The sequence below is a fragment of the Nocardioides pymetrozini genome, assembly GCF_046058985.1.
In the GTDB taxonomy this organism is placed as follows: domain Bacteria; phylum Actinomycetota; class Actinomycetes; order Propionibacteriales; family Nocardioidaceae; genus Nocardioides.
Genome location: NZ_CP175556.1, coordinates 1719004 through 1732630, shown reverse-complemented (window position 1 = coordinate 1732630; position 13627 = coordinate 1719004). Strand labels below are relative to the sequence as shown.

The following is a 13627-nucleotide window of genomic DNA, read 5'->3' as shown; positions in this document are numbered from 1 at the left end:
TCTCACTCCCGCCCGCCCCGGGCGGAGGCCCGGGCGAGGGCGGCCCCGGTCCAGCGCTCGTCGGCGCTGACGTCCGCGAGGACCTCGAGCCAGGCGGGCGGCTCGGCGACCGGCGCGTCACCGTCGTCGATCTCGGCGAGCAGGGTGCCGTCCTCCAGCTCGTCGACCACCACATGCCAGCCGTCGCGACGGACGTGGTGGCGACGCTTGCGCAGCGGGGTCCCGGGGAGCCGCGACACCGGCAGCGCCCACTCCGCGTCGTCGAGGTAGAGCGAGGTGCACGCCACCTCGGCCGGGCCTTCCGAGAGCCGCACCTTGTGCCCGACCTTGCGCTGCACCGAGCCGTCCGGCTTGCGGACCTCCCGCAGCCGCAGCCTCGCCCCGTCGACGTAGCGGTCGTCGATCTCCCAGGTCTCGCTCACGCCCTCGGGCACCGACGCCACGAGGAAGCGGCGCTCGCGCTCGACCACTGCGTACTTCAGGGACACCATGCGCCCATTCTGGTACGTCGGCGTGGTGCGTCGGGCGAGTCAGGCGGCGTGGGGCGGGGCGGTCCCGGGTGGTCGGGCGGGGTGGTAGGTGATCCCGGCGTCTTGACTCTGGTCCAGCGTGACCCTCGGGGGCGGCACCCAGGCCGGTCGTCGGGTCGCGGGGTCGAGGTGGACGGCCCAGGGGGTCCGGTGGATGAGGGTGTGGTGGTGGCGGCAGAGCATGACGAGGTTGTCGAGGTCGGTGGGTCCGCCGTCGGCCCAGTGGGTGATGTGGTGGGCGTCGCAGGCCAGGGGCATGCGGGTGCAGCCGGGGAAGGCGCAGTGCCGGTCGCGGGCGATGAGCGCGGTCCACAGGGCGGGGGTGACGAGGCGTTGGGTGCGGCCGACGTCGAGGACCTGACCCTCGCCGCCGAGGACGGCGGGCAGGATGTCGGCGTCGCAGGCGAGGCGTCGTACGGCGGTGGCCGAGAGCCGCGCCCCGGTGGTCGTCACCCCGGGACCGGCGAGTCCGGCGTCGAGGACCTTCTGGCGCAGCGAGTCGTGGTCGATGAGCACCATCACGCGGGGGCGGGTGCCGTGGTCGCGGGGCAGGTCGGGAAGGGTGGTGAGCCGTTCACACGCCTCGACGAGGGCGTCCCACAGGCGGGCTCCGGCGTCGCGGGGGTCGCGGCCGTCGTGCCCGCAGCCGGGGGTCAGGCACGCGACCTGGGTGGAGTCGCCGTGCTCGTCGAACATCGCCTCACCCGGGGCGCGGTTGACCCCGCCGCATGACCCGGGCTCGGTGGTGAGGGGTGCGGCGAGGGGGTGCAGGACGGAGGTGATCCTCTCGACGTCCTCGACGCTGCCGTAGCCCTTGACCCTCACCCCGCCGAGCCCGTCGGTGGTGAAGGAGAGGTGGCGGGCGTGGTGGGCGGCCCGTTCGGTCTTGGCCTTCTCCTTCTCGGCGTTGAGGAGGGCGGCGTCGGGGTCGAGCTCGCGCACGATGTCGGTGAACGCGGTCTGCAGGTCGGAGGCGTCGTGACCGTGCGTGTGGACGAGGTCGAGTATCGCGGTGGCGACCTGGGTGCGGAACTCGGGCACCCGGGGCAGGGTGTGCACCTTGCCCGCGATCGCGCGGGCCTGGGGCAGCGTGACCCGACCCTCCTCGAGTGCGGCCTGCACGGCGGGCAGCTCGCGCAGCTGGTCGGCCGCGCGGACGAGTCCGCCGCCGCTGCCCTTGTGGCCGCCGGTGAGGTGGGTCAGGAAGTCCTTGGTCGAGGCCCAGCCCAGCTCGCGCAGCGCATCGGTGTCCTCGAGGCGGGCGATGCCCCGCAGCAGTGCGGCGTCGAGGAACGCCCGCGCCGCGGTGACCGCCTGCACCCCGGCCACGGTCGCGGGTCCGTCGAGGGCGTCCCAGTCGCTGCCGGCCAGCTCCGCGGCGCCCTCGCACACGGCGGTGGCCGTCTCGAGCGCCCCGGGAGAAGTCATGCGCTCATCCTATCGAACACATGTTCGAATAGCAAGGGTCTCGGGTGACGAGTGCGTGTGGTCCGCGGCCACACGTCGGCCCACGCGGCCGAGCTAGTCCAGTAGCGCGACGACTTCCTCCGGCCCGGGGCCGCGCAGCAGCACCTCGACCGCCGGGTCCGCGTCGCCCCGCTCCCCCACCACGTCCACGAGCACCGCGAACCAGCGCGGCTCGGCGCGGGCGACACCGCCCCAGGCGTCCCACAGCACGACGGTGCGCTCGGGCAGGTCTCGCAGGCAGTCGTGGAGCGCGTCGAGGTTGGCCCCGTAGTGGTCGGGGAAGGCAAGCGCCTCGCCGAGCGCGCGCAGCACGTCGGCGCGCGACTCGAGGCCGGCCCCGTCGACGTACCCGAAGCGCCAGCCGGCCTGCTCGACGGCGTGCCGCACCGCGTCGACGTCGAGGGCCGAGTGCCAGCGGTGGACGCCGGGGGCGTGCCGCCCGGCGAGGACGGCGGCGAGACCGCTCATCGGGAGTCCTTCCTGATCCGCTCGAAGGAGGCGTAGTGGTCCGCGGTCCAGTACAGCTCGCCGCCGTCGCCGGCGATGATGCGCCGCGCCCCGCGGTGGTCCACGCCGGGCGTCTCGACGGTGTACTCCGCGTAGTAGCCGCGCGGTCGGTCCGGCAACAGGCCCTCGAAGTTGCCGAACGTCGAGCCGTCCTTGCCCGGGTACGCGAAGGGCCCACCGGCCTCGATGAGGTCGACGACCTCGGCCGCCTCGGGCGGGAGATCGGCCAGGTCCACGTACGGGATCCCGTCCTCGTCGTGCGTCTGCCTCGAGGACGACGAGGACGGTGACGAGGACGGTGAGACCGACGACGCCGAGGGCGCGTCCACCGCCCGCCCGGCCCGGTCCTCCGGTGCTCCGCGCGACTGGAGCCACCACACCCCGAGCAGCAGGACGACGGTGACGAGGGTCGAGACGACCTGGGTCGTCCTGCGGCTCAGCCGCGGCACGGCGGGCCCGGTCTCCCGCTCAGAGCGCGAGCGCCTGCGCGCGGCGCTTGACCTCGGCGCCGCGGTTCTCGCGCAGCGCGTCGATCGGGCGGCCCGGCAGGTCGGCGTCGAGGAAGATCCACGCGATGCACTCGCGGTCGTCGAAGCCGTTGTCGTGGAGCAGGGTCAGCAGGCCCGGCAGGCCCTTGACCGGCTCCCCGTCGACGAGGAAGAGCGCCGGGATGCCCTGCCGGCGGCCCTCGCCGGGCACCGCGGCGGCGAGCTCGTGGTTGCGCACCATCGTGCGGACCTTGGCGGGCGTGACGCCGATCAGCGCCGCGGCCTCGTCCCAGTCCAGCCACTCCTCGACGAGGGCGCCGAGGTCGCGGTCGGCCAGTCGCGGTTCGTTCATAGGTCCATCCTCCCTCACCGGCACCCCGATCCGCGCGTCGGCGTGGCTGCGCGTGCGTGAGGACGCGGCCCGTACGATGGTCGCTCCGGTCACTTCCCCGGCCGGACGAGAAGAGCCTGCACAGGAGGGTCGCTGTGCACGACGACCAGCGCGCCCGCGGCGGCACCGCCGCGCACCCTGGCGACCCCTCCTTCCGACCTCCTGCCCGCATCGAGGACCACCAGTTCGGCCGCCTCCTCGACGGGCGCTACCGCATCGGCATCCGGATCGCGCGCGGTGGGATGGCCAGCGTCTACGAGGCCGTCGACACCCGGCTGGACCGCACGGTCGCGGTCAAGATCATGCACCCGGGGCTCGGAGACGCGACGACCCAGGACGACGACTCCTTCGCCCGTCGGTTCGTCAGCGAGGCCAAGGCCGCGGCGCGGCTGTCCCATCCCAACGTCGTCGCCGTCTACGACCAGGGTCGCGACGCGACCGACGGCACCGTGTACCTCGTCATGGAGTACGTCCCCGGCCACACCCTGCGCGACACGATCGGCAAGGACGCGCCGATGACGCCCGAGCGGGCGCTGGCCCTCCTCGACCCCGTCCTGTCCGCGCTCGGCGCCGCGCACCGCGCGCACCTGATCCATCGCGACGTGAAGCCGGAGAACGTCCTCATCGCGACCGACCCGCACTCGGGCACGAGCCGGGTGAAGGTCGCCGACTTCGGCCTCGCCAAGGCCGTCAGCGCCGACACCCAGCACACCGCCACGAACGGCGTGCTGATCGGCACCGTCTCCTATCTCGCTCCCGAGCTGGTGATCGAGCAGCGCGCCGACGCCCGGGCCGACGTGTACGCCGCCGGCGTGATCCTGTTCGAGCTGCTCACCGGCACCAAGCCCCACACCGGGGAGACGCCGATCGCGGTCGCGTACCGCCACGTCCACGAGGACGTGCCGCGACCCTCGAGCGTCGTCCCCGCATCCCCGACTACGTGGACGCCCTCGTGCTGCGCGCGACCACCCGCGACCCCAGCCTCCGCCCGGCGGACGCGACGGTGCTGCTGCACCATGTGCGCCGCGTCGCGCAGGCGGTCCGTGACGGCGTGCGCACCGACCCCGAGCTCGTGGCGGACCTGCTGCCCGCTCCCCGCGTCGTCGAGCAGGACCCGCCGCGCGGCGGGACGACGGACACCACGCCGGAGCCGGTCAGCTCGCTGTGGGACGGGCTCCCCGACCTGATGGGCGCCGACCGCGGGGCGGGACGCACGACCTCGCGCGCCGCCGTACCTCCGCCTGCGCACGAGCCGACCTCGCTGATCGCGGAGCCGCCGGCGCCCCGGCCGCGCCGGCAGCGACGCCGCGGCAAGGGGATCGCCGTCGCGCTCGTCCTGGCCCTGGTCGCCGCGGCGCTCGGCACCGGGGCCTGGTGGGTGGGCTGGGGCCGCTACACCACCACGCCCGGCGTGATCGGCCTGGAGCAGGCCGCCGCCGAGGCGAAGCTCACCGAGGCCGGGCTGGTGCCCGCAGTGGACGAGGTCTACTCCGAGAGCGTCGCCAAGGGCATCGTCATCACGACCGACCCCCGGCCCGGCTCCCGGATCCTGCCGGACGGCGAGGTCACCGTGAAGGTGTCGCTCGGCAAGGAGCGCTACGACGTCCCCGACGTGACCGGGAAGTCCGTCGACGAGGCGGAGGCCGCGCTCGCGGCGGTCAAGTTCGTGCCCGGCCAGCCCGTCGAGGAGTGGTCGGAGACCGTCGAGGCCGGCCGCGTCATCGGCACGCGACCGGCGTTCGGTACGCCGGAGTCGCTCGCGCTCCCGGTCGGGACGGCCGTCACGCTCGTGGTGTCGAAGGGCCGCAAGCCCCTCAAGGTGCGCAGCTTCGTCGGGAAGGACGCGGACCGAGCCACCGAGGCCCTCGAGGGCAAGGGCCTGAAGGTGAAGGTCGTCGAGGAGAAGTACAGCGACGACGTCGACGAGGGCGATGTCATCAGCCAGGCTCCGGACTCGGGCACCCTCTTCAAGGGCGACACGGTGGAGCTGGTCGTCTCCAAGGGCCCCGAGCTCGTCGCCGTCCCGTCGGTGCGCTATCTCTCCACCGACGCGGCGGTGGAGAAGCTCGAGGAGCTCGGGTTCGTCGTGAAGAAGGAGCGGGCGACGATCTATCTCACCGGCTCGGTCGCCTGGGACACCGACCCCCGTTCGGGGACGAAGGTCAAGAAGGGCAGCACGATCGTCCTCTACGTCGTCTGAGCAGGACGGTCGCCCCCGGGGTGGTCATCCGGCGCGGAGAGGCGCACCATGGAGGAGAGGGAGCCCAGCCCACGGAGAACAACATGGCCGGTCACATCATCCACGTGCACGCCACCATCCCTGCTCCGCCGGAGCAGGTCTGGGACGTCATCACCGATGTCGCCCACGCGGACGACGTCCTGCGCAGCGTCAGCGACAGCGAGCTCCTGACCGAGGGCGGGTACGACGTCGGGACGACCTGGCGCGAGCGGCGCACGCTGTTCGGCCATCACGGACCCGAGGAGCTCCACGTGGTCGAGTCGGAGCCCGTGCGTCGTACCGTCGTCGAGGCGGAGGTCGGCAACGACGTCATCCGCACCGCGTACCGGCTCACCCCCTCCGGCCCGGAGGCGACGGGCACCCGGCTCGCGATGACGACCACCGTCGAGATGAGCCACCGCTCCGCGCTGTCCCGCGCGATGTGGGCGATGTTCGGCGGGTTCAGCTACGACCGCAGCCGCAAGGTGCTCGAGCACGACCTGGAGGACATCGAGGCCGAGGCCTGCCGGCGCGCGGCCGGCTGAGGCCGAGGCCGTGATCTCGTCGTTCTGAGACGGCGCGCGGCCGTCAAGGTACGGTGAGCCCCGCCATGACCACGCCGACGCACTGCTCCAACTGCGGGCACGAGCTCGGTGTCGGCCGGTTCTGCACGAACTGCGGGCAGCCCGTACCCGGCCGGCACCCCGAGGCCGCGCCCGCCGCGAGCGCGCCCGCGGTCCCGCCGCCGACGGGCCAGCTGCCGCCGGCAGCACGCTATCCGCTGTACGCCGACAGCCCTCCCCCGCCCGACCCGCGACGCGACCCGCCCGACTCCGAGCCGTTCGCGGCGGCGAGCGCTCTCCCACCGGCCCGTGCGCGGCGCGCGGGGCGGTGGCTTCCGTGGGTGGCCGGCGTGGCGGTCCTCGCCCTCGTCGCCGGCATCGGGGCCTTCCTGCTGCTGGGCTCCGGCGACGACTCCGCCGACAGTGGCGTGGACGGGTCCTCGGCGGGCGAGCCGCGCACCGCGGACGCCGAGCCCGCGACCCCGGGGCAGTCCGACGGCCCCGACGCGGCCCGTCCCGACCGCGCCGGGACCGACGGCCCGGTCGAGGCACCGCCGCCCGGCGAGCTGGGCGACCTCGCCGCCTCGGCCCGCGCCCGGGTCCCGGCGACCGCGCCCGCCTCACGAGACCGGCAGGGCAACCCGGTGACCTACGTCGCGGAGAACATGCTCGACGGCCGCCCGCGGACCGCCTGGCGGATGCCGGGCGACGGCACGGGCCGGAGCATCGTGTTCGACCTCGGCGCCGAGGTGGTCCTCACCGAGGTCGGCCTGGTCAACGGCTACGCCAAGGTCGACGGGGCCGACGACTGGTACCGCGGCAACCGTCGGGTCCGCACCGTGCAGTGGGAGTTCGACGACGGCACCCGGATCACCCAGCAGCTGGACGACCGGCGCCGGATGCAGCTGCTTCCGGTCGGCCCCCTGGCGACGAGCCGGGTCGTGCTCCACCTCGTGGCGGTGAGCGCCCCCGGAGCCGGCCCGACCGGCCGGGACTTCACCGCGGTCAGCGACGTGCGCCTGCGCGGCGCCGCGAGCTGACCGGCCGCGGGAGACCGCCCGCCCGCGTCAGCGCTTCTGCAGCTGGAGCATCCCGGCCACCTGGAAGGCGAGCTCGAGGGACTGCACCCGGTTCAGCCGCGGGTCGACGACCGACTCGTAGCGATGGGCCAGGCCCTGCTCGTCGAGCTCCTCGCCCCCGCCGATGATCTCCGTGACGTCGTCGCCGGTGTTCTCGACGAGGATGCCGGCCGGGACCGTGCCGAGCGCGCGGTGCACGTCGAAGAAGCCCTGCACCTCGTCGAGGACGTCCTCGAAGCGGCGGGTCTTGTAGCCGTTGGAGGCCTCGAAGGTGTTGCCGTGCATGGCGTCGCAGACCCATGCCACGTCGACGCCCTCGGCGGTGACCTTCTCCACGAGCGCCGGCAGCCCGTCGCGGATCTTGCCCGCGCCGAAGCGGGTGATGAACGTGAGCCGGCCGGGCTCGTTGGCCGGGTTGAGCTTCGCCGCGAGGGCGAGAGCGTCGTCCGCGGTGGCGCTGGGCCCCAGCTTGCAGCCGATCGGGTTGCTGATGTGGCTGAAGTACTCCACGTGGGCTCCGTCGAGCTGGCGGGTGCGCTCGCCGATCCAGACCATGTGGCCCGAGACGTTGTAGGGCTTCTCGGTGCGCGAGTCGATCCGGGTCATCGCGTGCTCGTACTCGAGCAGCAGCGCCTCGTGCGAGGAATAGAAGTCGACGCGGTGGAACTCGTCGGGGTCGGCGCCGATCGCCTGCATGAAGGTCAGGGCGCGGTCGATCTCGGCCGCCATCGCCTCGTAGTGCTGGCCCACCGGGCTGTTGCGCACGAACTCGGAGTTCCAGGTGTGCACCTGGCGCAGGTCGGCGTAGCCACCGGTGGTGAACGCCCGCACGAGGTTCAGCGTCGAGGCCGAGGCGTGGTAGACGTCGAGCAGCCGCTGCGGGTCGGGGCGGCGCGACTCCAGGGTGAACTCGAAGCCGTTGACCGCGTCGCCGCGGTACGCCGGCAGGGTGACGCCGTCACGGGTCTCGGTGTCCGAGGAGCGGGGCTTGGCGTACTGGCCGGCGAGCCGGCCCACCTTCACGACCGGCACGGACGCGGCGTAGGTCAGCACGACCGCCATCTGGAGCAGCACCCGCAGCTTGTTGCGGGTGTTGTCGGCCGTGGCGTCCACGAAGGTCTCGGCGCAGTCACCGCCCTGGAGCAGGAAGGCCTCGCCCCGGCTGGCCGCCGCGATCTTCGCCTTCAGCTCGTCGCACTCGCCCGCGAACACCAACGGCGGCAGCGTGCGCAGTCGCTCGACGGCCGCGGCCAGGGCCGCGGGGTCGTCGTACGACGGCTGCTGCTTCGCTCCGATGGCGTGCAACTGCTCGAGGGACGGGAGGGTGCTCACCCCCCAAGGGTACGGCGCGGCGGGTGCGCGCGCCGAGTCGGCACCCACCCGTGGGACGAGGCCGCGCTGCGCTCAGTCGGTCGGGTCGATGTCCATGTGCTCGATGTCGTGGAAGTGCCCGCCCTCGGGCTTGTAGAAGAGCCGGGTGAGCAGCCACAGGACCAGGCCGATGGCCAGCAGCCCGGCGGCGATCTTGTACTGGATCATGTCGGCCTCGAGCCGGGCCCAGGGCCCGAGCAGGTAGGCGCAGAGCAGCGCGCCGAGGACGGGGACCACGGTGGGCGCGCGGAAGCCGCGCGACGGGTCGCGGCGCAGGACCAGGCACGAGACGTTGACGATCGTGAACACGGCGAGCAGGAGCAGCGCCGTCGTACCGGACAGGGCGCCGACGATCGTGCTCTCCGAGGCGAGCCGGACGTACGCGATCAGCGCGCAGGCCAGCACGGTGGTGAAGGCGATCGCGACATAGGGCGAGCGGCGACGCGGCAGCACCTTGCCGAGCACCGGCGGCAGGACGCCCTGGCGGGCCATGCCGTAGAGAAGGCGGCTCGCCATCAGCATGTTGATCAGCGCCGTGTTGGCGACCGCGAACACCGTCAGGAACGGGAAGACGTCGTCGATGGGCAGGTCCGGCGCACCGACCTTCACGACGTCGATGAGGATCCCGGCCTCGGCGTTGGTCGGCGTGCCGATCTCGTCGGAGGGGATGACCGCGACGACGGAGATCGCGACGAGCATGTAGATGAGCACGGCGATGCCGAGGCCGGTGAGCATCATCCGCGGGAAGATCCGCTCGGGCTCCTTGGTCTCCTCGACCATGTTGACCGAGTCCTCGAAGCCCACCATCGAGAAGAAGGCGATCGCCGTCGCGACCGTCACGGCCATGAACAGGCCCTTGTCGTCGGGGCTCTCGAAGACGGTCACCCGGCTGAGGTCGCCGTCACCCTTGCCGATCACCCAGATGCCGATGCCGATGACGATGGCGAGGGCCGTCATCTCGACGAGGGTCAGGATCACGTTGAACTTCACGCTCTCTCCCACGCCGCGCAGGTTGATGAGCGCGAGCAGGAGCATGAAGGCGAGCGCGACGGCGAGCACCGGCCCGGTGCCGGGCGCGTCGTTGCCGAAGCCGATCAGCAGGTTCGACGCCAGCAGGCCCGACGAGGTCGATGCGCTGGTGATGCCCGAGCAGACGACAGTGAAGGCGACGAGGAAGGTCACGAAGTGGACGCCGAACGCCTTGTGGGCGTAGAGCGCGGCGCCCGCGGCCTGGGGATACTTCGTGACGAGCTCCAGATAGGAGAACGCCGTCAGCGTGGCGATGGCGAACGCCACGAGGAACGGCAGCCACGCCACGCCGCCGACCTGTCCGGCGAGGCGACCGGTGACGGCGTACACGCCGGCGCCGAGGATGTCGCCGACGATGAACAGGAGCAGCAGCCCGGGTCCGAGGACCCGCTTCAGCTCCGGCTGGCCGTGGCCGCCCTGTGTCGTTGCTCCGGTGGTCTCCGTGGACATCCGCGTCCTTCCTTTCCCGAGGCGGGAGCTGGCTCCCCCGGCCCTCACCCTCGCGCAGGCGGCCCCGAATGGGAAGCATTTGCGCGGGGTGGCGGACCGTCCGCGTCGCCGCCCGGCGCGATGCCGAGCGCGTCGAGGAGACCGAGGAAGGCGCAGGCGAAGGGGTTGTCACGCGTGCCGGACGCGACGACGTCCCAGTCGACCTGCTCCCGCACCGCGCGCGCCACCGGCAGCACGGCGGTGAAGTTGCAGGCGTGCTCCTCCAGCGAGGAGAGCTTGTCGGTCATCAGCACCGTCGCCGAGAGCACGGGCATGCGCACCGACTCGACCTCGATCTCGTCGGCGTCGGCGAAGCGGGAGCGCTGGATCGGGTCGTTGCGCACCCGGAAGATCACGTCGACCATCGCCTCGTCGACGAAGACCTTGAACAGCCAGTCCTCCGGCGGCTGGACGACGTCGAGACCGCTCTCGCCGAGCACGTCCTTGATCCGCGGCGCGTCCTCCTCGGCGATCATGAAGTCGACGTCGTGGTCCGGCTCGGGACCGCCGCGCGCCCACAGTCCGTAGCTGCCCGCCAGCGCGAAGGGCACGCCGGCCTGCTTCAGCTGGACGGCGACCAGCTTGAGCGCCTCCCGCAGGTGGGCCGACCCCTCTCCCCCCGATCCGCCCACGTGCCTCACCTCGTCCGATCCGTCGTACGCCGTCCTGCGTGCCGTCATCCGCCGAGGCTCGCGGCCCCGGGGTCGACGAGGTACCCGGTCGGGTGGCTGGCATGCGGTCCGGCGGGTACCGCCGTCGGTGATGCGCATCGTGACCTTCAACATCCTCGGCGGCCGCACCCAGCACGACGACGAGGTCGACGTGTCCGTCCTGCAGGAGGCCATCGCCGAGCTCGACCCCGACGTGCTCGCCCTGCAGGAGGTCGACCACCTGCTGCAGCGATCGGGGCACGCCGACCTCACCGCGATCGCCGCCGAGGCCATGGGGGCGGTCGACCATCGCTTCGTGGCGGCCCTCGCGGGCAGCCCCGGCGCGACCTGGACGGCGGCGACGGGCGACGAGCAGCCGCACGACGCGGCGTACGGCATCGCCCTGCTGAGCCGGCTGCCGGTGATCGGCTGGCAGGTGGTGCGGCTCCCGTCGGTCTCCACTCCCGTCCCGATGCGCTTCCCGGGCAACCTGCTGCCCACGTGGGTGCACGACGAGCCGCGCGTGGCGGTGGCGGCGACCGTGGCCGCGGCCGAGGGCCCTCTCACCGTGGTCACCACGCACCTGTCGTTCATCCGGTGGTGGAACGGTCGGCAGCTGCGGCAGCTGATGCGCTCGCTGTCCGGAGCGTCCCGGCCGCTCGTGCTGACCGGGGACCTCAACATGGACCTGCAGCAGGCCGCTCGCGTCAGCGGGCTGACTCCGCTCGCCGAGCATCCGACCTTCCCCGCCGACCATCCGCGCGAGCAGCTGGACCACATCCTCGCCGACCCGCCGCTGGTGGCGCGCTCGTCGGCCCGACGGATGGCGCTCTCGGACCACCGCGCGCTGATCGTCGACCTGGAGCCGGCCCAGGTCAGCCGAAGAACACCTGCGCCTCGGCGTACTCCTGCGGGCTGACGAGCTTGAGCTGGCCGGTGCCCTCCGCCAGCGGGACGCGGACGATGGACGTCCCGCGCAGCGCCACCATCACGCCGTACTCCCCCTCGGCGACGGCGTCGATCGCCTGGAGCCCGAAGCGGGTGGCCAGCCACCGGTCGAAGGCCGTGGGCGTGCCGCCGCGCTGGACGTGACCGAGCACGACCGCCCGCGCCTCGGCGCCGGTGCGCTGCTCGATCTCCTGGGCGAGGCGGTCGCCGATCCCACCCAGGCGGACGTGGCCGAAGGCGTCCTTCTCGCCGCTGGCGAGGGTCATCCCGCTGCCGTCGGCCGGGACGGCGCCCTCGGAGACGACGATGATCGGCGCGTACTCGCTGCGGAAGCGGGCCTCGACGTGGGCGCAGACGGCTGCGATGTCGAAGGGCACCTCCGGGATGAGCACCGAGCTCGCTCCCCCGGCGATCCCGGCGTGCAGCGCGATCCAGCCGGCGTGCCGGCCCATCACCTCCACCACGAGCACCCGGTGGTGGGACTCCGCCGTCGTGTGCAGCCGGTCGATGGCCTCGGTCGCGATGTTGACCGCAGTGTCGAAGCCGAACGTGAAGTCGGTCCCGGACAGGTCGTTGTCGATCGTCTTGGGTACGCCGACCACCGCGACGTCGAGCTCGGCCAGCCGGGTCGCGACGCCGAGGGTGTCCTCCCCGCCGATCGCGACCAGCGCGTCGACGCCCGCCGCCGCGAGGTTGTCCTTGATCCGCTCCACCCCGCCCTCCACCGCGAACGGGTTGGTGCGCGACGAGCCGAGGATGGTGCCGCCCCGCGGCAGGATGCCCCGGCACTGCTCGATGCCGAGCGGCAGGGTGACGCCCTCGAGCGGTCCGCGCCAGCCGTCGCGGAAGCCGACGAACTCGAACCCGTGCTCGTTGACCCCCTTGCGCACGACGGCCCGGATCACGGCGTTCAGGCCAGGGCAGTCACCGCCCCCTGTCAGCACTCCGACGCGCATGGCGCCAACCTACGGTGCACCGGGCGGTCGTCTCTAGGGTGAGCACATGACCTTCTCGATCGTGGCCCGCTCCGCCGACGGCGAGACCTGGGGCGTCGCCGTCGCGTCCAAGTTCCTCGCGGTCGGCTCCGCCGTACCGGCGGCCGTCGCCGGGGTCGGCGCCGTCGCGACCCAGGCCGACGCCAATGTCGCCTACAAGGGCCTGGCCCTGGCCCACCTGGACGAGGGGGCGACCGCGCCCGTGGCGCTGCAGCGCCTGCTGGAGGAGGACGACGGCCGCGACCACCGCCAGGTCGGCATCGTCGACCTCGACGGGACCGCCGCCAGCCACACCGGCGTCGAGTGCATCCCCTGGGCCGGTGGGCGGACCGGGCCGGGCTACGCGGTCCAGGGCAACTGCCTGGCGGGTCCCGAGGTCGTGGAGGCGATGGAGGATGCGTGGCTCGACGCCGCGGCGGACCTGCCACTGCAGGACCGCCTCCTCGCCGCGCTGGCCGCCGGCGACGCGAGCGGCGGCGACCGGCGCGGCCGCCAGTCCGCCGCGATCCTCGTGGTCCGCGAGGGCGCCGGCTACGGCGGCCTGGACGACGTCGCGGTCGACCTGCGCGTCGACGACCACCCGGCGCCGATCGACGAGCTGGCGCGCCTGCTGGACCTCCACGAGCTCTACCTCACCGCGTCGACCGAGGACGAGCGGGTCGCCGTCGACGACGCCCTGCGCGCCGAGCTGGAGACCTTCGCCGCGGCCGCCGGGCACCGCGACTTCCGCACCTGGGTCGGCACCGAGAACTACGAGATGCGGGTCGCCGCCGACCTGTCCTGGATCGACCGCCGGGTGTTCGCGATCGTGCGCGGCGACGGCTGAGCTGCTCGGGCCCGCGGTGACGGGGCGGGCGAGGTCACCGGTGAGCGGGTGCGTCGATTGGGCACGAACCGCATGC

15 protein-coding genes are annotated in these 13627 nt (G+C 73.1%); 6 read left to right on the top strand and 9 right to left on the bottom strand.

The features are described 5' to 3' along the window. Nucleotides 1-2: 2 nt before the first annotated feature. The 5 genes from ACJ5H2_RS08460 to ACJ5H2_RS08440 form a co-directional block, all read right to left on the bottom strand. Nucleotides 3-491 carry a hypothetical protein gene (locus ACJ5H2_RS08460; protein WP_408899126.1) on the bottom strand — a complete coding sequence of 163 codons (489 nt, stop codon included), beginning with the start codon at nucleotides 489-491 and terminating at the stop codon, nucleotides 3-5. Between the two features lie 39 nt (nucleotides 492-530). Next, complete coding sequence (locus tag ACJ5H2_RS08455) at nucleotides 531-1958, bottom strand: DUF222 domain-containing protein (RefSeq protein WP_408899125.1); 1428 nt, start codon at nucleotides 1956-1958, stop codon at nucleotides 531-533. 93 nt (nucleotides 1959-2051) lie between these two features. Continuing rightward, nucleotides 2052-2465, bottom strand: a complete 414-nt coding sequence (locus ACJ5H2_RS08450) for a barstar family protein (RefSeq protein WP_408899124.1) — start codon at nucleotides 2463-2465, stop codon at nucleotides 2052-2054. Further along, entirely contained in the window at nucleotides 2462-2953 is a 492-nt protein-coding gene (locus ACJ5H2_RS08445; RefSeq protein WP_408899123.1) for a ribonuclease domain-containing protein, read from the bottom strand. The genes ACJ5H2_RS08450 and ACJ5H2_RS08445 overlap by 4 nt, the downstream gene beginning before the upstream one ends. A gap of 19 nt (nucleotides 2954-2972) precedes the next feature. Next, the gene (locus tag ACJ5H2_RS08440) at nucleotides 2973-3344 is read right to left on the bottom strand and encodes an Rv2175c family DNA-binding protein (protein WP_408899122.1); all 372 of its coding nucleotides are present in this window, start codon (nucleotides 3342-3344) and stop codon (nucleotides 2973-2975) included. Nucleotides 3345-3478: 134 nt separating this feature from the next. Between ACJ5H2_RS08440 and ACJ5H2_RS08435 the strand changes: the two genes are divergently transcribed. From ACJ5H2_RS08435 to ACJ5H2_RS08420, 4 genes are all read left to right on the top strand, one after another. Continuing rightward, on the top strand, nucleotides 3479-4570 hold the full coding sequence (locus tag ACJ5H2_RS08435; protein ID WP_408899121.1) for a protein kinase domain-containing protein: 1092 nt from the start codon (nucleotides 3479-3481) through the stop codon (nucleotides 4568-4570). Further along, nucleotides 4570-5583, top strand: coding sequence for a PASTA domain-containing protein (locus ACJ5H2_RS08430; RefSeq protein ID WP_408899606.1), 1014 nt, complete (start codon nucleotides 4570-4572; stop codon nucleotides 5581-5583). Before ACJ5H2_RS08435 ends, ACJ5H2_RS08430 begins: the two co-directional genes overlap by 1 nt. A gap of 83 nt (nucleotides 5584-5666) precedes the next feature. Continuing rightward, nucleotides 5667-6146, top strand: a complete 480-nt coding sequence (locus tag ACJ5H2_RS08425) for an SRPBCC family protein (protein WP_408899120.1) — start codon at nucleotides 5667-5669, stop codon at nucleotides 6144-6146. Between the two features lie 65 nt (nucleotides 6147-6211). Further along, nucleotides 6212-7204 carry an NADase-type glycan-binding domain-containing protein gene (locus ACJ5H2_RS08420; RefSeq protein WP_408899119.1) on the top strand — a complete coding sequence of 331 codons (993 nt, stop codon included), beginning with the start codon at nucleotides 6212-6214 and terminating at the stop codon, nucleotides 7202-7204. A gap of 27 nt (nucleotides 7205-7231) precedes the next feature. Here ACJ5H2_RS08420 and ACJ5H2_RS08415 read toward each other — a convergent pair whose 3' ends face one another. The 3 genes from ACJ5H2_RS08415 to ACJ5H2_RS08405 form a co-directional block, all read right to left on the bottom strand. After that, entirely contained in the window at nucleotides 7232-8575 is a 1344-nt protein-coding gene (locus ACJ5H2_RS08415; protein ID WP_408899118.1) for a class II 3-deoxy-7-phosphoheptulonate synthase, read from the bottom strand. A 72-nt stretch (nucleotides 8576-8647) separates the two neighbouring features. After that, the gene (locus tag ACJ5H2_RS08410) at nucleotides 8648-10093 is read right to left on the bottom strand and encodes an APC family permease (RefSeq protein ID WP_408899117.1); all 1446 of its coding nucleotides are present in this window, start codon (nucleotides 10091-10093) and stop codon (nucleotides 8648-8650) included. A 44-nt stretch (nucleotides 10094-10137) separates the two neighbouring features. Beyond that, nucleotides 10138-10812 (bottom strand): nucleotidyltransferase domain-containing protein, encoded by a 675-nt coding sequence (locus ACJ5H2_RS08405; protein ID WP_408899116.1) that lies wholly within the window; start codon nucleotides 10810-10812, stop codon nucleotides 10138-10140. Between the two features lie 82 nt (nucleotides 10813-10894). Here ACJ5H2_RS08405 and ACJ5H2_RS08400 point away from each other — a divergent pair, with 82 nt between their 5' ends. Next, nucleotides 10895-11701, top strand: a complete 807-nt coding sequence (locus ACJ5H2_RS08400) for an endonuclease/exonuclease/phosphatase family protein (protein WP_408899115.1) — start codon at nucleotides 10895-10897, stop codon at nucleotides 11699-11701. Here the strand turns inward: ACJ5H2_RS08400 and ACJ5H2_RS08395 are convergent. Next, nucleotides 11658-12686 (bottom strand): 6-phosphofructokinase, encoded by a 1029-nt coding sequence (locus ACJ5H2_RS08395; protein ID WP_408899114.1) that lies wholly within the window; start codon nucleotides 12684-12686, stop codon nucleotides 11658-11660. The two genes, ACJ5H2_RS08400 and ACJ5H2_RS08395, sit on opposite strands and share 44 nt — an antisense overlap. A 46-nt stretch (nucleotides 12687-12732) precedes the next feature. Between ACJ5H2_RS08395 and ACJ5H2_RS08390 the strand changes: the two genes are divergently transcribed. Then, entirely contained in the window at nucleotides 12733-13551 is an 819-nt protein-coding gene (locus ACJ5H2_RS08390) for a DUF1028 domain-containing protein (RefSeq protein ID WP_408899113.1), read from the top strand. The last annotated feature ends 76 nt before the right edge of the window (nucleotides 13552-13627 follow it).

Coding starts and splice junctions, on each gene's coding strand:
- ACJ5H2_RS08460 (WP_408899126.1), bottom strand. CDS start 491: ATGGTGTCCCTGAAGTACGCAGTGGTCGAGCGCGAGCGCCGCTTCCTC.
- ACJ5H2_RS08455 (WP_408899125.1), bottom strand. CDS start 1,958: ATGACTTCTCCCGGGGCGCTCGAGACGGCCACCGCCGTGTGCGAGGGC.
- ACJ5H2_RS08450 (WP_408899124.1), bottom strand. CDS start 2,465: ATGAGCGGTCTCGCCGCCGTCCTCGCCGGGCGGCACGCCCCCGGCGTC.
- ACJ5H2_RS08440 (WP_408899122.1), bottom strand. CDS start 3,344: ATGAACGAACCGCGACTGGCCGACCGCGACCTCGGCGCCCTCGTCGAG.
- ACJ5H2_RS08430 (WP_408899606.1), top strand. CDS start 4,570: ATGGGCGCCGACCGCGGGGCGGGACGCACGACCTCGCGCGCCGCCGTA.
- ACJ5H2_RS08425 (WP_408899120.1), top strand. CDS start 5,667: ATGGCCGGTCACATCATCCACGTGCACGCCACCATCCCTGCTCCGCCG.
- ACJ5H2_RS08420 (WP_408899119.1), top strand. CDS start 6,212: ATGACCACGCCGACGCACTGCTCCAACTGCGGGCACGAGCTCGGTGTC.
- ACJ5H2_RS08410 (WP_408899117.1), bottom strand. CDS start 10,093: ATGTCCACGGAGACCACCGGAGCAACGACACAGGGCGGCCACGGCCAG.
- ACJ5H2_RS08405 (WP_408899116.1), bottom strand. CDS start 10,812: ATGACGGCACGCAGGACGGCGTACGACGGATCGGACGAGGTGAGGCAC.
- ACJ5H2_RS08400 (WP_408899115.1), top strand. CDS start 10,895: ATGCGCATCGTGACCTTCAACATCCTCGGCGGCCGCACCCAGCACGAC.
- ACJ5H2_RS08395 (WP_408899114.1), bottom strand. CDS start 12,686: ATGCGCGTCGGAGTGCTGACAGGGGGCGGTGACTGCCCTGGCCTGAAC.
- ACJ5H2_RS08390 (WP_408899113.1), top strand. CDS start 12,733: ATGACCTTCTCGATCGTGGCCCGCTCCGCCGACGGCGAGACCTGGGGC.